General features: G+C 64.8%; 14 protein-coding genes and 2 pseudogenes. 11 read left to right on the top strand and 5 right to left on the bottom strand.

Going from position 1 to position 15,188, the window contains the following annotated elements; translation table 11 throughout:
* Positions 1 to 74 precede the first annotated feature (74 nt).
* The 3 genes from bla (at position 75) to B2R83_RS04130 (ending at position 3,130) form a co-directional block, all read left to right on the top strand.
* Positions 75 to 977, top strand: coding sequence for a subclass B3 metallo-beta-lactamase (bla, locus tag B2R83_RS04140; protein ID WP_292038402.1), 903 nt, complete (start codon positions 75 to 77; stop codon positions 975 to 977).
* 57 nt (positions 978 to 1,034) lie between these two features.
* Positions 1,035 to 1,880, top strand: coding sequence for an MOSC domain-containing protein (locus B2R83_RS04135; RefSeq protein ID WP_292038401.1), 846 nt, complete (start codon positions 1,035 to 1,037; stop codon positions 1,878 to 1,880).
* A gap of 131 nt (positions 1,881 to 2,011) precedes the next feature.
* Positions 2,012 to 3,130, top strand: a complete 1,119-nt coding sequence (locus tag B2R83_RS04130; protein WP_292038399.1) for a GGDEF domain-containing protein — start codon at positions 2,012 to 2,014, stop codon at positions 3,128 to 3,130.
* A 148-nt stretch (positions 3,131 to 3,278) separates the two neighbouring features.
* Here the strand turns inward: B2R83_RS04130 and B2R83_RS04125 are convergent, their stop codons facing one another.
* Positions 3,279 to 5,258 (bottom strand): monovalent cation:proton antiporter family protein, encoded by a 1,980-nt coding sequence (locus B2R83_RS04125; protein WP_292038398.1) that lies wholly within the window; start codon positions 5,256 to 5,258, stop codon positions 3,279 to 3,281.
* A gap of 87 nt (positions 5,259 to 5,345) precedes the next feature.
* On the opposite strand from B2R83_RS04125, the gene B2R83_RS04120 reads away from it, so the two are divergent.
* The 8 genes from B2R83_RS04120 to B2R83_RS04085 all read left to right on the top strand — a co-directional run bounded on the left by B2R83_RS04120 (position 5,346) and on the right by B2R83_RS04085 (position 12,038).
* Positions 5,346 to 6,368, top strand: coding sequence for a KpsF/GutQ family sugar-phosphate isomerase (locus tag B2R83_RS04120; protein WP_292038397.1), 1,023 nt, complete (start codon positions 5,346 to 5,348; stop codon positions 6,366 to 6,368).
* On the top strand, positions 6,368 to 6,898 hold the full coding sequence (locus B2R83_RS04115) for a KdsC family phosphatase (RefSeq protein ID WP_292038396.1): 531 nt from the start codon (positions 6,368 to 6,370) through the stop codon (positions 6,896 to 6,898). Before B2R83_RS04120 ends, B2R83_RS04115 begins: the two co-directional genes overlap by 1 nt.
* Before the next feature lie 28 nt (positions 6,899 to 6,926).
* A complete protein-coding gene (gene lptC / locus B2R83_RS04110) occupies positions 6,927 to 7,529 on the top strand; it encodes an LPS export ABC transporter periplasmic protein LptC (protein WP_036208789.1) in 603 nt (200 codons plus the stop codon).
* A gap of 35 nt (positions 7,530 to 7,564) precedes the next feature.
* Positions 7,565 to 8,122: a lipopolysaccharide transport periplasmic protein LptA gene (lptA, locus tag B2R83_RS04105; protein ID WP_292038395.1), complete on the top strand. Its 558-nt coding sequence runs from the start codon at positions 7,565 to 7,567 to the stop codon at positions 8,120 to 8,122.
* An 8-nt stretch (positions 8,123 to 8,130) separates the two neighbouring features.
* Entirely contained in the window at positions 8,131 to 8,910 is a 780-nt protein-coding gene (gene lptB / locus B2R83_RS04100; protein WP_051996298.1) for an LPS export ABC transporter ATP-binding protein, read from the top strand.
* Positions 8,911 to 8,925: 15 nt separating this feature from the next.
* Positions 8,926 to 10,398 (top strand): RNA polymerase factor sigma-54, encoded by a 1,473-nt coding sequence (locus B2R83_RS04095; RefSeq protein ID WP_292038394.1) that lies wholly within the window; start codon positions 8,926 to 8,928, stop codon positions 10,396 to 10,398.
* A gap of 57 nt (positions 10,399 to 10,455) precedes the next feature.
* A complete protein-coding gene (hpf, locus tag B2R83_RS04090) occupies positions 10,456 to 10,809 on the top strand; it encodes a ribosome hibernation-promoting factor, HPF/YfiA family (RefSeq protein ID WP_027865734.1) in 354 nt (117 codons plus the stop codon).
* Positions 10,810 to 10,952: 143 nt separating this feature from the next.
* Positions 10,953 to 12,038, top strand: coding sequence for an enoyl-CoA hydratase/isomerase family protein (locus B2R83_RS04085; protein ID WP_292038393.1), 1,086 nt, complete (start codon positions 10,953 to 10,955; stop codon positions 12,036 to 12,038).
* 75 nt (positions 12,039 to 12,113) lie between these two features.
* Here the strand turns inward: B2R83_RS04085 and rapZ are convergent, their stop codons facing one another.
* The 4 genes and pseudogenes from rapZ to B2R83_RS04065 all read right to left on the bottom strand — a co-directional run.
* Entirely contained in the window at positions 12,114 to 12,992 is an 879-nt protein-coding gene (gene rapZ / locus B2R83_RS04080; RefSeq protein ID WP_292038392.1) for an RNase adapter RapZ, read from the bottom strand.
* Between the two features lie 38 nt (positions 12,993 to 13,030).
* A pseudogene (gene hprK / locus B2R83_RS04075) lies at positions 13,031 to 13,964 on the bottom strand (HPr(Ser) kinase/phosphatase).
* Positions 13,965 to 14,006: 42 nt separating this feature from the next.
* Positions 14,007 to 14,489 (bottom strand): PTS sugar transporter subunit IIA, encoded by a 483-nt coding sequence (locus tag B2R83_RS04070; RefSeq protein ID WP_027865730.1) that lies wholly within the window; start codon positions 14,487 to 14,489, stop codon positions 14,007 to 14,009.
* 349 nt (positions 14,490 to 14,838) lie between these two features.
* Positions 14,839 to 15,188, bottom strand: a pseudogene (locus tag B2R83_RS04065) (NADPH-dependent 7-cyano-7-deazaguanine reductase QueF); the annotation flags it as partial.

Below are 15,188 nucleotides of genomic sequence, written 5' to 3'. Positions count from 1 at the left end.
TTTGCCGATCGCCGCTTCCATGTTCAACTACGCTTGAACAAACAGTTCCACCACAATCGATCAGTGAGCGAATCATGAAAAAAAGCCTCCTCATTACCTCCCTCCTGCTGGCCGCGAACGGCGCACTGGCGCAGGACGCAATCAACTGCGCTTCCTGCGCCGAGTGGAACCAGCCCGCCAAGCCCTTCAACATCCACGGCAACACCTACTACGTCGGCACGGCCGGCCTGTCCGCCATCCTGGTCACCAGCCCTCAAGGCCACGTGCTGCTCGACGGCGCACTACCGCAGTCCGTCCCGCTGATCCAGAAGAACATCGAGTCCCTTGGCTTCAAGATGAAGGACGTCAAGCTGATCCTGAACTCGCACGCCCATTTCGACCACGCCGGTGGCATCGCCGCGCTGCAGAAGGCCAGCGGCGCCACCGTCGCCCACAGCCCGCACGGCGCCCAGGTGCTGCGCGACGGCACCCCAGGCACGGACGACCCGCAGTACGACCCGAAAGAACGCGCCTACATCCCGAAGATCGCGCAGGTAAAGGAAGTCGCGGACGGCGAAACCCTGTCGGTCGGCCCGCTGCGCTTCACCGTCCACTACACGCCCGGCCACACGCCCGGCGGCACCACCTGGAGCTGGCAGTCCTGCGAACAGGGCAAGTGCCTCGACGTGGTGTATGCCGACAGCCTGACCGCGGTGTCCACCGACGGCTTCTACTTTACCGGCGGCGCCAACTACCCGGACCGCTCGGCAGCTTTCCGCAAGACGATCGACAAGGTCGCCAGCCTGAAATGCGACATCGTGATCGCCGCCCATCCGGGCTTCAGCGATGCTTTTAAAAAGGCGGCGGCGAAGACGGCGCAATCGAACCCGTTCATCGATCCGGAAGGCTGCCGCAAGCTGGCCGCCGGCGCCGCCAAGAGCTTCGAGGCGCGGCTGCAGCGCGAGCGCACCGAAAAAGCCAAGGCCGCCGGGGGCTGAGGACACGGGCCCGGATTGCTGCCATACTGTCGCCCTTCATCCGCAAGCTTGAACAGCATGGCTACCGTTACCGAACTCCTCATCTACCCGATCAAGTCCTGCGCCGGCATCCAGGTAGAGGAGGCGCAGTTCCTCGTCTCGGGCCTGGTCGCGCAGGGCGTGCACGACCGCGAGTGGATGCTGGTCACCCGCGAGGGCCAGTTCCTGACCCAGCGCGAATACCCGCGTATGGCGCTCCTCACCCCGCGTATCGATGGCGATGCGGTCGAGGTGACGGCCCCCGGCATGCCGCCGCTGCGCCTGCCGCTCGCGCATGACCCCGCGGCAGCGAACATGACCGTGCAGATCTGGGACCACAGCGTGGAAGCCGCCGACTGCGGCGATGCCGCCGCCGGCTGGTTCGCCGATGCCATCCAGGGGCCTTGCCGCCTGGTGCGCTTCCGCCCCGACGTGCAGCGTCCCACCAGCACCAAGTGGACCGGCGGCGTCCCTGCCGAAACCCGCTTCGCCGATGGCTACCCGATCCTGGTCATCGGCCAGGCCTCGCTCGACGACCTCAACGCCAGGCTGCAGGCCGCCGGCCGCGCGCCGCTCTTGATGAACCGCTTCCGCCCGAACCTGGTGGTCGACGGCATCGAGGCCTTCGAGGAAGACTACGTGGAATCCTTCACGCTTGATGCCCTGGCGATCCGCCCGGTGAAACCCTGCGCGCGCTGCCCGATCCCGGCGATCGACCAGGCCACCGGCATTCCCGGCCCCGACCCGCTCGACATCCTGCAAAGCTACCGCGCCAACCCGCGCATGGAAGACGCGGTCTGCATGGGCATGAACTGCATCGTCACGAGAGGCGAGGGCGCGGCCTTACGCATCGGCCAGCAGCTCGAGACCGCCATCGCGTTCTGAACCCACGCGGCCGCCCGCATGCGGACCGCATAGGTGTTGCAGTGTCGTTAAATCGCCCACCCGGGCGATTTTTCGTTTCCAAGACAAGAAAGATGGCGTAATGTTACGGTTATTGCTGAAAGGAATTTTCAATGCACGAGCCGGGTGCGCAGACGCGAGAACTGATGCTGGAGAACGAGACCCTGCGTTCCCGCATGGCGTACCTGCTCGAGCAAGCCGAGCGCAACCACTCGATCATGACCCGCCACCAGGCGTTCGACCTGCAGATCGTGGGGGCGAGCTCGTTCCAGGAACTGGTGTCGACCATCTTCGGCACGCTGCCGATCATCTCCGAACTCGATACCGTGACGCTGTCGCTGGTCGACCCGGACGCCGACATCTACACCGTCATGCACAAGCTGGGCGTGGACTATGAACAGCTGCCCAACCTGCTGTTCTGCGAGCATGCCGATGAACTCGGGTTCAGGGTGGCGGAAGGGCGCCGCCCGCGTCCCGTGCTGGGGCCGTATGCGCCTTCGCGCCACGGCGCCATGTTCCCGCAGCCGCCGACCAACCTGCAGAGCGTGGCCCTGGTGCCGCTGCTGCGCAATACGCGGCTGATCGGCAGCCTGAACCTGGGCAGCGCGGACCCGAACCGCTTCACGGCCTCCCTCGGCACCGATTTCATCGAGCACATGGGCTCGATCGTCGCGATCTGCCTCGAGAACGTCATCAGCAACGAGATGCTGAAGTTCATCGGGCTGACCGATTCGCTCACCGGCGTCTACAACCGCCGCTACATCGACCGCCGCCTGGTGGAAGAGATCGCGCGGGCGCGCCGCCAGGGCTACCGCATCTCCTGCATGTACATCGACATCGATTACTTCAAGCAGGTCAACGACAGTGTGGGGCACCAGGGCGGCGACGAGGTGCTGCGCGAAGTGGCCAACCGCATCAAGGCCGAACTGCGCATCTCGGACGCGCTGGCGCGTTTCGGCGGCGAGGAATTCGTGGTGCTGCTGATCGACGCCGACCTTGAAAGCGCCAGCATGGTGGCGCAGCGCATCCGCGCCAGCGTGGCCCTGAATCCGGTACACCTGAGCACGGGCGAGGAGGTGCCGGTGACGGTGTCGATCGGCGTGGCCTCGCTGGATGATTTCGAGCGCGATCATGCGATCGAGGGTGTGGCGCAGGATCTGGTGGCGCAGGCGGATACGGCCTTGTATCAGGCGAAGGCCAACGGGCGCAATCGCGTGGTGTCGTTGTCGTAACCGATTACGTTTTTCGTAGGGTGGGCGGGGTAATTTCGGGCAATGCCCGGAATTACAAACGCCCACGCGGCGATAGTTAAATGCGAGATCATCGAGCACGACAACGGAGTCGGTAACAATCACCGCGTGGGCGGGAGACCCGCCCACCCTACAGTAAGCGGCTCTCGGCGCGGCTGACGGCTTCTCCTTCACCCCGCAGCACCAGCACATCCCCCGCCAGCAGCGTCGTCTCCGGATCGAAGTGCAGACTCTGGCCATTGCGCCGGAGCGTCGTCACCTCCGCCCCCACTTCCTCCAGCGCCAGCTCGCGCAGATGCTGCCCGATCGCCGCGGCGCCGCTGTGCAGGGTCACCGAATGCAGGCGCACGTAGCTGTGCTCCAGGTCGTCCGAGACGTCGCTCGCGCCGTGGAAGTAGCCGCGCAGCGAGGCGTAGCGTTCGTCGCGCGCCACCTGCACCCGGTGCACCACGCGGCGCAGCGGCACGCCCATGGTCACCAGCGCGTGCGAGGCCAGCATGAGTGAACTCTCCAGCGCTTCCGGCACCACTTCGGTGGCGCCGGCGCGCTTGAGCACGTCGAGGTCGCTGTCGTCGTGGCTGCGCACGATCACCGCCAGGTTCGGGGCCAGCTCGTGCACCAGGTGCAGCACCTTCAGCGCCAGTCTGGTGTCGGCGAAGGTGATCACCAGCGCGCTGGCGCGGTTGATGCCGGCCGCGATCAGGCTTTCGCGGCGCGCCGCGTCGCCGTAGGAAACGTTGGCGCCGGCGCGCTGGGCTTCCTGCACCCGCTCCGGGTCCAGGTCGAGCGCATACCAGGGCAGCTTTTCTTCGGAGAGCAGGGTCGCCAGGCTCTGGCCGCTGCGGCCGAAGCCGGCGATGATCACGTGCTTCTGGGTCTTCATGGTGCGGCTGGCGATCTGGGTCAGCTGCAGCGACTGCATCATCCATTCGTTGGCCGCCAGCTTCATGACGATGCGGTCCATGTTGTCGATGATGAAGGGCGCGAGCAGCATCGACAGCACCATCGAGGCCAGCACCAGCTGGATCAGGAAGGGATCGACCAGCTTCGAGCCCATCGCCAGGTTGAGCAGCACGAAGCCGAACTCGCCCGCCTGCGCCAGCGCCAGGCCGGTTCGCATCGCCACGCCGTCGCTCGAGCCGAAGGCCTTGGCCAGCGCCGCGATGATGGCGAACTTGAGCAGCACCGGAAAGATCACCAGCGCCAGCACTACCCACCAGTGCTGCAGCACCAGCTGCAGGTTGAGCAGCATGCCCACCGTGATAAAGAACAGCCCGAGCAGCACGTCGCGGAAGGGCTTGATGTCTTCTTCCACCTGGTGCTTGTACTGGGTCTCGGAGATCAGCATGCCGGCGACAAAGGCGCCCAACGCCAGCGACAGGCCGGCCTGCTCGGTGACCCAGGCCAGGCCCAGCGTCACCAGGAGCAGGTTGAGCATGAACAGCTCCTGCGAACGGCGCTTGGCGACAATGGTGAACCAGTTGCGCATCAGCTTCTGGCCGAAGATCAGCAGCAGGGCCAGCACGAAAGCTGCCTTGAGCGCCGCCCAGCCGAGCGTGATCGCCAGTTCCTCGGCCGGGCGCGCCAGCGAGGGAATCATAATCAGGAGCGGCACCACCGCCAGGTCCTGGAACAGCAGGATGCCGATGATGCGGCGGCCGTGCTCGCTTTCCAGTTCGAGCCGTTCGGTGAGCATCTTGACCACGATCGCGGTCGAAGACATGGCGAGCGCTCCGCCCAGCGCGAAGGCGGCCTGCCAGCTGACCTGCAGTGCGGGTACCCACCAGGAAATGAACAAACCGAAAGCCATGGCGGCCACGATTGTCAATACGACTTGAGCCAGACCTAAGCCGAACACGATACGGCGCATCGACTTGAGCTGGGCAAGCGAAAATTCGAGCCCGATGGAAAACATCAGGAAGACGACGCCGAATTCGGCCAGCGCATGGGTGGCAGGACTGTCTTCGGCAAGGGCCAGCGCATGGGGGCCGATCAATACGCCGACCGCCAGATAGCCGAGCATCGGCGGCAGGTGCAGCATCCGGAAGGCGACCACGCCCAGCACGGCGCAGCCCAGCAGGAGCAGGGTCAGTTCAAGTCCGGAATGCATCTGCCACGGTTGTTTTTTCGTTATCGTTGTAGTGGTTTGTTACGACTGGCAAGTTTTTTGCTTATCCAATTCGGATATACTGCCACTATGAGTTTAACCGATGAAAAAATAATGCTGAAAAGTTTTGACGCGGACCAGGCCCGCCGTGTGCTGGAGCTGGGCCGCGAGACCCTCGCCATCGAAGCCGACGCGATCCGCGCCCTGCATGCGCGCCTCGGCGACGACGACAATTTCGTGCGCGCCGTGCAGCTGCTGTACGGCTGCACCGGGCGCGTGGTCGTCTCCGGCATGGGCAAGTCCGGCCACATCGGCCGCAAGATTGCCGCCACCCTGGCCTCGACCGGCACCCCGGCCATGTTCGTGCACCCGGGCGAAGCCGCCCACGGCGACCTGGGCATGGTGACCACGCATGACGTGTTCATCGCCATTTCGAATTCCGGCGAATCGTCCGAGCTGCTCGAGATCCTGCCGGCCATCAAGCGCATGGGCACCCCCGTCATCTCGATGACCGGCAAGCCGCACTCGCGCCTGGCCAAGCTGTCCGAGATCCACCTGGATATCTCGGTGGCCAAGGAAGCCTGCACCCTCAACCTGGCGCCGACCACCAGCACCACCGTCACCCTGGCCATGGGCGACGCGCTGGCCGTGGCGCTGCTCGACGCGCGGGGTTTTCGCGAGGAAGACTTCGCCATGTCGCACCCGGGCGGCGCGCTGGGCCGCCGCCTGCTGACCCACGTGCGCGACGTGATGCGCAGCGGCGACGCCATCCCGGCGGTGTCCCCGGACACCCCGCTGACGCGCGCGCTGCTGGAAATCAGCCAGAAGGGCATGGGCATGACCGCCGTCGTCGACGAAGAGCGCCGCCCGGTCGGCGTGTTCACCGACGGCGACCTGCGCCGCCTGATCGAGCGCGTGACCGATTTTTCGAACATCAGCATCCGCGACGTGATGCACGCCAACCCGCGCCGCGTCCATCCGGAGCAGCTGGCGGTGGATGCCGTCGCCGTCATGGAAGAATTCCGCATCAACCAGATGCTGGTTGTCGACGCTGAAGACCGCCTGGTCGGCGCACTGCACATCCACGACCTGACCCGCGCCAAGGTGATCTGATGACGCCAACCGAATTCATGCAGCGCGCGGCGCGCGTCAAAGTGATGATCTTCGACGTCGACGGCGTGCTCACCGACGGCAGCCTCACCTACGGCCCGGACGGCGAAGTCACCAAGACCTTCAACGTGCTCGACGGCCTCGGCATCCAGCTGCTGAACAAGACCGGCGTCAAGACCGCCATCATCAGCGCACGCAAGTCGCCGATCGTGGTCAAGCGCGCCGCCGACCTCGGCATCGCGCACGTCTACCAGGGCATCCACGACAAGCGCGTCGGCTTCGCCGAGCTGCTTGCCGCCACCGGCGTCACGCCGGAGGAATGCGGCTACATCGGCGACGACGTGATCGACCTGCCGCTGTTCACCCGCGTCGGCTTCGCCGTCACCGTGCCCTCGGGCCACCCGGAAGTGCAGCACCGCGCCCACTACGTCACGAAGAATGCGGGCGGGCGCGGCGCCGTGCGCGAGGTCTGCGACCTCGTCATGCGCGCGCAGGGCACCTACGAGCAGGCGCTGGCGCCGTATTTCGCGTAACACGGCGATATCGGACACGGGACACGACATGGTCACCTACAAGCGCACCGCCCACCGCTGGAAGCTCCTGACGATCATGATGATCGCGACCTTCTGCGCCTTCGGCAGCTTCTGGCTGGTGCAGGTGATGGAGCAGGAGGACGCCGGCGCCCGCCTCGGCGGGCCGGGGGACGAGCCGGACTACATCGTCGAGAACTTCTCCTTCGTGCGCATGACGGAAGAGGGCAAGCCGAGCTACGTGGTGTCGGGCAAGCGCCTGGCGCATACGCCGCTGAACGACGTGTCCCAGGTCGAGGCGCCGGTGATGCAGGGCATGACGCCCGGCCGGCCGCGCATGACCATCGTCGCCAACCGCGCCCAGCTCTACCATGAAGAGCACCGCGTCGAACTGCTCGGCAACGTCGACATCCAGCGCCCGGCCACGCCGACCAGCGAAGCGCTGCGCGTGCAGACGCAGGCGCTGACCGTGCTGCCCGACGAAGAAATCCTCAAGACCGACCGGCCGATCGAGATGCAGCTGGGGGCCGCCACCGTGACCGGCACCGGCATGGTGGCCAACAACGCGACCCAGAAGCTGCACCTGGCCAGCCGCGGCCAGATCGTCTATCCGCCACGCGCGCAGCGGCAGTAGCGCCGCGCCGCGTCAACCCAGGACAAAGCAAGAACATGAAAAAAATCATCGCTGCCGTATTCCTCAGCCTGGCCGCCTTCGGCGCCTTGGCCGAGCGTGCCGATTCGCTCAAGCAGGCCGTGATCAACTTCGATTCCCTCGACGTCGACGAGGTCACGCAGACCCGCATCCTGACCGGCAACGTCGTGCTCACGCGCGGCACCCTGGTGCTGAAATCCGACCGCGCCCTGGTGAAGGAAACGCCGGAGGGCTACATGAGCGTGACCCTGACCGCCAACAACGGCAAGCTGGCGACCTTCCGCCAGAAACGCGACGGCGGTCCCGACCTGTGGGTCGAGGGCCAGGCCCAGCGCATCGAATACGACGAGCGCGCCGAACTGGTCAAGCTGTTCACCAGCGCCGAAGTGCGCGAGCTGGAGGGCGGCCGCATGACCAACGAGATCAAGGGGCCGTTCATCTCCTACGACAACCGCCGCGAAGTCGCACAGGTGCGCAACGATCCTACCGGCCAGAGCAAGGTGGGCGGCGGCCGCGGCACCCTGATCATCGCGCCCCGCCGTACCACGGCGCCAGCCGAAGGTGCAAAGCAATGACGGCAGCCATGAGCGCAAGCACCGACGCAGCGGCGACCGCGGTCGAAGGCTGCAGCACCCTGATCGTCAAGGGCCTGCAGAAGAGCTACGGCAAGCGCCTGGTGGTGCGCGACGTGTCGCTGCAGGTGGAATGCGGCGAAGTGGTGGGCCTGCTCGGCCCCAACGGCGCCGGCAAGACCACCTCCTTCTACATGATCGTCGGCCTGGTGCCCTCGGACGCCGGCACCATCGACATCAACGGCACCGACATCTCGAGCCTGCCGATCCACCGCCGTGCGGTGCTGGGCCTGTCCTACCTGCCGCAGGAAGCCTCGGTGTTCCGCAAGCTGACGGTGGAGGAGAACATCCGCGCCGTGCTGGAACTGCAGCGCGTGGACGGCAAGCCGCTCACCCGCGACCAGATCAGCGAGCGCCTCGACACCCTGCTGGCCGAACTGCAGATCGAGAAGCTGCGCGAGAACCCGGCGCTGTCGCTGTCGGGCGGCGAACGGCGCCGCGTCGAGATCGCGCGGGCGCTCGCGACCAACCCGCGCTTCGTGCTGCTCGACGAACCCTTCGCCGGCGTCGACCCGATCGCGGTGATCGAGATCCAGCGCATCGTGCGCTTCCTGAAGGAGCGCAACATCGGCGTCCTGATCACCGACCACAACGTGCGCGAGACGCTCGGCATCTGCGACCGCGCCTACATCATCAACCAGGGGGCGGTGCTGGCCTCGGGCCGCCCTGACGACATCATCGCCAACGAATCCGTACGGCGCGTGTACCTCGGCGAGCACTTCAGGATGTAATCAAGAGCACCAGGCATGAAACAGTCTCTCCAGCTACGCACTTCGCAGCACCTGGCGCTCACGCCGCAGCTGCAGCAGTCGATCCGCCTGCTGCAGCTCTCCACGCTCGAACTGCACCAGGAGATCGAGCAGATCCTGCACGACAACCCGCTGCTCGAACGGCTCGACGATCCGCTCGACCGCTCGGTGCGGCTGCTGGCGGACGGCGCGATCAATACCGCGCCGGCGAATGGCGAAGCGCCGGCGCCCCAGCCGCAGGAAGGGCAGGAGGGCGCGAAGGCCGAGCCCGAGGGCGCGGACGGCGAAGACCATGGGGAGCGTGCCGATGCCGATGCGGATTGGGGCGGCGAAGGCGGCGGCGCGCGCAGCGGCGACGACGAGGACGGCCGTCCGCAGCTGGAAGCCGACGGCATCACGCTGCGCGAGCACCTGACGGAACAGATCCGATTGAGCTGCTGCAGCCTGCGCGACCGCGCGCTGGCCGAGCTGGTGATCGATGCGCTCGACGACAACGGCTACCTGGAAGAGCCGCTCGACGACATCCATGCGCGCCTGCCGGCAGAACTCGAGATCGAGATGGACGAGCTGCGCTGCGCGCTGGCGCTGGTGCAGAGCCTGGACCCGGTGGGCGTGGGCGCGCGCAGCGCGGCCGAATGCCTGGCCCTGCAGATCCGCCGCATGCCGGGCGTGCCCCTGGTGACGCGGCGCCTTGCCTTGAAGATCGTCGAAGGCTACCTGACCTGGTTCGCGCAGCGCGAATACACCAAGCTGAAAAAGGCGCTCGACTGCGACGACGAAGACCTGCGCGAAGTGCAGGCCGTGGTCCGCCAATGCAATCCACATCCCGGCGCGGCCTTCGGTTCGGGGGTATCCGACTACGTGGTGCCGGACGTGATCGTGCGCCGCGCCAAGAACGGCTGGCAGGTGTCGCTGAACCCCGACGTCATGCCCAAGCTGCGCGTGAACTCGCTGTATGCGAACCTGCTCAAGCAGGGCAAGAGCGAAAGCCAGATGGGCGCGCAGCTGCAGGAAGCCAAGTGGCTCATCAAGAACATGCGCCAGCGCTTCGACACGATCCTGCGTGTTGCCGAGGCAATCGTCGAGCGCCAGCGCAACTTTTTCAGCCACGGCGCGGTTGCCATGCGCCCTCTTGTTTTGCGTGAGATAGCTGATACACTAGGCCTACACGAGAGCACGATCTCGCGTGTAACCACGCAGAAATACATGCTGACCCCGCACGGCATGTTCGAGCTGAAGTACTTCTTCGGAAGCCACGTCGCCACCGAAGCGGGGGGAGAAGCCTCCTCGACGGCGATCCGCGCGCTTATTGCGCAATTGACAGGAGCAGAAGACCCTAGGAATCCTCTATCCGACAGCAAGATCGCGGAGATGCTCGGGGAACAAGGTATGGTCATTGCGCGCCGGACGGTTGCCAAATACCGCGAAGCGCTCAAGATTCCTCCCGTCAGCCTCCGTAAATCCCTGTAAAGCACTGCCCACTCTCACCTTGTGGCGCGGGCAGGGCACCTTCCCAAAGGAGTGTGTATGAACCTCACAATCAGCGGCCACCATCTCGAAGTCACACCCGCCATCCGTGAATACGTTCAGAATAAGCTCGAGCGCATCACCCGCCATTTCGACCACGTGATCGACACCCACGTGTTCCTCGCCATCGATAACCTCACTGAAAAAGAAAAACGGCAAAAGGCCGAGATCAACCTACAGGTATCGGGCAAGATTCTGCATGTGGCGAGTGCTGCGCAAGATCTGTATGCGGCCATCGACACCTTGATGGACAGGTTGGACAGGCAGGTTCTGAAACACAAATCCATGCTGCAAAATCATAACCACGTGGCGCACAAGCGCCTTCCGGACAACGGAGAAGCCGCTGCCGCGTAATTCATACGGGTAGCCGCAAAACACAGCAAGGGCGTCTGAGGGGACGCCCTTTTTGCTTTTGTACAATACCTGTTACTTTTCTACGCTTCCGTTTGTACAAATGTTCTGTAGAATGCATGTCTTTTCGATCACAGAATACCATCATGACCGATACCGTCCTGACCCGCGTTGCCAACCGCACCGGCGTCATCACGCTCGACCGGCCGAAGGCGCTGAACTCCCTCTCGCTCGACATGGTGCGCGCCCTGAGCGCCATCCTGCTGCAATGGAAGGATGACGCGGGCATCGACGCGGTGGTCATCACCAGCAGCAGCGAGAAGGCCTTGTGCGCCGGCGGCGATATCCGCTTCTTCCACGAGATGGGCCACGTCGGCCCGATGGGCGGCAGCGCGCTGCTGGAAGACTTCTTCACCGAAGAATACGCACTGAACCACCTGATCCACTTCTACCCGAAGCCCTACATCGCCGTGATGGATGGCGTGGTGATGGGCGGCGGCATGGGCATCGCCCAGGGCGGCCCTGGCTGCGGCCTGCGCATCGTGACCGACCGCACCAAGATGGCGATGCCCGAGGTGAACATTGGCCTGTTCCCGGACGTCGGCGGCAGCCACTTCCTGTCGCATGCGCCGGGCCAGCTGGGCCAGTACCTGGGCCTGACCGGCCTGACCATCGGCGCGGCCGATGCGCTGTACGTGGGGCTGGCGGACGTGTACGTGCCGGGCGCGGAACTGGCCGGCCTGATGGCGCTGGTCGACACGACCCCGGGCGCGCAGCTGCCGGCGGCGATCCGCAGCCATGCGGCGCAATTCGCGGGCCAACTGGGGCCGAGCGAACTGCAGGCGCAGCGCGGCGTGATCGATGCGCACTTCGGCGCCGCCAGCGTGGCGATGATCATGGCTTCGCTGGGTCGTGACGAGAACCCGTTCGCGCAGAAGGCGCTGAAGGCGATGCGCCAGCGCTCGCCCCTGATGATGTGCGTGACCCACGAACTGCTGCTGCGCGGCGCCTCGCTGGACGTGGCGGACTGCCTGCGCATGGAGCGCAACCTGGTGCGCCGCAATTTCGAGCATGGTGAAGTGCTGGAAGGCGTGCGGGCGCTGGTGATCGACAAGGACAACCAGCCGAAGTGGAATCCGCCGACGCTGGAAGAGGTGAGGCCCGAGATGGTGGCGCGCTTCTTCGAGCCGGTGTGGCCGGAGTATGCGCACCCGCTGCGGCACCTCACCTGAGACCTGCTTTTCGTAGCGTGGGCGGGGAACCCGCCCACGCTACGATTCGCGGCAGAGCAACAGCCGCGGGCCGTATCACCCCGCCGCGTGCTTCGGCTGCTCGCGGTGACGAATGATCACCCGCTCGGTCTGCCCGAAGTAGGCCCCCAGCCTTTCCGCCATGTAGACCGAACGGTGCTGCCCGCCGGTACAGCCCACCGCCACGGTGAGGTAGGACCGGTTGTCCGTCTTGAACGAGGGCAGCCACTTCGCAACAAAAGCGCGAATATCTTCCAGCATCTCCACCGCGCTCTGCTGGGCGTCGAGGAAGGCGATCACCGGCTGGTCGCGGCCCGTGAGCGGGCGCAGCGCCAGGTCGTAGTAGGGATTGGGAATCGCGCGCACGTCGAACACGAAGTCGGCGTCCAGCGGCACGCCGACCTTGAAGGCGAAGGATTCGAAGAACAGGGTCAGCGGGGCATGCTCGAGGTCGGCCAGTTCCTTGACCCAGGCGCGCAGCTTGTTGGCGGACAGTTCCGAGGTGTCGATCACGTGGCCCAGGTTCTCGATCGCCGACAGGCGCTCGCGTTCCTCGGCGATGCATTCGATCAGGGTACGGCGCGAGGCCGGATTCTCGCCCGGGCGCAGCTCGTGCGACAGCGGGTGGCTGCGCCGCGTTTCGGAGAAACGCGCCACCAGCGAGTGCGTGCTCGAGGTCAGGAACATCACCTTGACGTTGTGGCCTTCCTCTTTCAGGTGGCGCACGCTCACCGGCAGTTCGACCAGCGATTCGGCACTGCGCGCATCGACCGCGACGGCGATTTTCTCCGTGCCTTTTTCACTGACCGCGTAGACCAGGGCCGGCAGCAGGGCCGGCGGCAGGTTGTCGACGCAGTAGTAGCCTGCGTCTTCCATGACATTCAGGGCAACCGACTTGCCCGAGCCGGAAATACCGGTAATGAGGACGATGTGCATGCTTGGGATGATACCCCAAATGGCGAAGTGATCGTACCTCAGTCGCCGCTCATCGCCTGGCGTTGCCGCTCCATGAATTCCTGCAGCGTATCGATGCCGCGCAGCTGCAGGATGGTGTTGCGTACGGCGGCCTCGAGCAGCACCGCGATGTTGCGGCCGGCTGCCACCGGAATGACCACCTTGCGGATCGGCAGGCCCAGCACGTCCTCGGTCGGGNNGGAAAGGCAGGCGCTCGACCTCTTCGTCGAGCGCGCCGCGCTTGACCAGGTGGACGATGAGCTTGAGGCGCATCTTGCGGCGCACCGCGGTCTCACCAAAGATCGCCTTGATGTCCAGGAGGCCCAGGCCGCGCACTTCCAGCAGGTTCTGCAGCAGCGGCGGGCAGCGGCCTTCGATCATGTTCGGCGCGATGCGCGAGAATTCCACCGCGTCGTCGGCCACCAGGCCGTGCGAACGCGAGATCAGTTCCAGGCCCAGCTCGCTCTTGCCCAGGCCCGAGTCGCCGGTGATCAAGACGCCCACGCCCAGCACGTCCATGAACACGCCGTGCATGATGACGCGCTGCGCCAGCTTCTTGGATAAATACACGCGCAGGAAGTCGATCACCTGCGCCGCGGGCAGCGGGGTCGAGAACAGGGGAATGTTCTGCTCGTCGCAGATGGCGAGGATGTCGGGCGGCGTCTCCAGGCCCTGGGCGATGATCAGGGCCGGCGGGCCACCACCGATCAGCTCGCCGATCACGTGGGTGCGCGAGCTGGATTTCAGGCGGTGGTAATAGTTCAGTTCCTGGTGTCCAAAGACCTGGATCCGGCCCGGGTGGATCAGGTTCAGGTGGCCGACCTGGTCGGCGGCCGAGGCCGCGTCACCCGCGATCTGCCGCTCGCCGCCGGGGAAACCCGCGAACCAGCCCAACTGGAGGCTGTCGCGGTTGTCATCGTACAAACGCTGGATGGTCAGCGGAGTCTGCAGCATGGGCATATCGTTCCGTACGCGGCGAATTGCCGCGCAGACAGTTTAGCCTAAAGCTTGCAGACTGGGCTGCCAGTTGATGATGCGTTCGTGGACCGACTTCGGATCCGGATCGGTGGCCAGCGCGTTGCGCACGGCTTCGTCCGAGAACAGCTCGGCGATTTCCGACAGGATTTCGAGGTGCTGCTGGGTCACGTGGTCCGGGATCAGGAGGAAGAACAGCAGGCTGACCGGCTGGCCGTCGGGCGATTCGAAGGGAATCGGTTCCTTCAGGCGCACAAAGGCCGCCAGCGGCGACTTCAGGCTCTTGGAGCCCTTGATCCGCCCGTGCGGCACGGCGACGCCATGGCCGAGTCCAGTGGAGCCGAGGCGCTCGCGTGCGAACAGGTTGTCCGACACCGTGGAGCGGGCGATGCCGCAGTTGTTCTCGAAAATCAAGCCAGCCTGCTCGAATGCACGCTTTTTGCTGGAAACTTCCAGATCCAACTGCACGTTCTCGAGCGAGAGGATTTTGCTAAGGTTCGTCATAACTTGTATGCCATGCACAGGGTGGGGTGTGCTTGCGAGGCGGAATTATAGGCCTGTTTCAGGACGGTGACATTCGATTTCGCATCTGTACAGGCATACAGTCACCTACATGGGGACGGTACGGCGAAAGCGTAGTGTTTTGCCATGAAATCGGCTTAGCAATTTAACGCAATTTCCTAAGCGAAATCGCAGGGAAAGCGGCGCAAATGGAGGTGCGAAAGCCTTCGCACCATCTTTTCCATGCATTGTGCCCGTTTTTTGAGCACGACGTTTGGATGCCGTTTTTGTATCAAAAACTTGCGCCGAGTGTGGCTGAAAACGCACAGCCGGCTTGCAAGCGTACACNNGGTTATTGACGCGCGGTGCGCAGGTTGGACGGCTTGCCGGTGCTGAAATTGGCGCGCCAGGGATTGATGTCGAGTCCGCCGCGGCGGGTATAGCGTGCGTACACCGCCAGCTTGGTCGGCTTGCACTGGCGCAGCACGTCCATGAAGATGCGCTCGACGCATTGCTCGTGGAATTCGTTGTGCTCGCGGAAGCCGATCAGGTACTTGAGCAGGCCTTCCTGGTCGATCTGCGGACCGACATAGCGGATCTGCACGGTGCCCCAGTCCGGCTGGCCGGTGACGAGGCAATTCGATTTCAGCAGGTGCGACACCAGGGTTTCCTCGACCGGCGCTTCCGTCTGGTTGGCGCTCA

This window comes from Massilia sp. UBA6681 (assembly GCF_002454935.1).
Lineage (GTDB): Bacteria > Pseudomonadota > Gammaproteobacteria > Burkholderiales > Burkholderiaceae_D > Telluria > Telluria varians.
Note: the sequence above shows the minus strand (reverse complement) of the source record. Positions and strands in the feature narration are given on the sequence as shown.

Excerpts from the sequence above, each read along its gene's own strand:
- bla (WP_292038402.1), top strand. The coding sequence starts at position 75 with ATGAAAAAAAGCCTCCTCATTACCTCCCTCCTGCTGGCCGCGAACGGC.
- B2R83_RS04135 (WP_292038401.1), top strand. The coding sequence starts at position 1,035 with ATGGCTACCGTTACCGAACTCCTCATCTACCCGATCAAGTCCTGCGCC.
- B2R83_RS04130 (WP_292038399.1), top strand. The coding sequence starts at position 2,012 with ATGCACGAGCCGGGTGCGCAGACGCGAGAACTGATGCTGGAGAACGAG.
- B2R83_RS04125 (WP_292038398.1), bottom strand. The coding sequence starts at position 5,258 with ATGCATTCCGGACTTGAACTGACCCTGCTCCTGCTGGGCTGCGCCGTG.
- B2R83_RS04120 (WP_292038397.1), top strand. The coding sequence starts at position 5,346 with ATGAGTTTAACCGATGAAAAAATAATGCTGAAAAGTTTTGACGCGGAC.
- B2R83_RS04115 (WP_292038396.1), top strand. The coding sequence starts at position 6,368 with ATGACGCCAACCGAATTCATGCAGCGCGCGGCGCGCGTCAAAGTGATG.
- lptC (WP_036208789.1), top strand. The coding sequence starts at position 6,927 with ATGGTCACCTACAAGCGCACCGCCCACCGCTGGAAGCTCCTGACGATC.
- lptA (WP_292038395.1), top strand. The coding sequence starts at position 7,565 with ATGAAAAAAATCATCGCTGCCGTATTCCTCAGCCTGGCCGCCTTCGGC.
- lptB (WP_051996298.1), top strand. The coding sequence starts at position 8,131 with ATGAGCGCAAGCACCGACGCAGCGGCGACCGCGGTCGAAGGCTGCAGC.
- B2R83_RS04095 (WP_292038394.1), top strand. The coding sequence starts at position 8,926 with ATGAAACAGTCTCTCCAGCTACGCACTTCGCAGCACCTGGCGCTCACG.
- hpf (WP_027865734.1), top strand. The coding sequence starts at position 10,456 with ATGAACCTCACAATCAGCGGCCACCATCTCGAAGTCACACCCGCCATC.
- B2R83_RS04085 (WP_292038393.1), top strand. The coding sequence starts at position 10,953 with ATGACCGATACCGTCCTGACCCGCGTTGCCAACCGCACCGGCGTCATC.
- rapZ (WP_292038392.1), bottom strand. The coding sequence starts at position 12,992 with ATGCACATCGTCCTCATTACCGGTATTTCCGGCTCGGGCAAGTCGGTT.
- B2R83_RS04070 (WP_027865730.1), bottom strand. The coding sequence starts at position 14,489 with ATGACGAACCTTAGCAAAATCCTCTCGCTCGAGAACGTGCAGTTGGAT.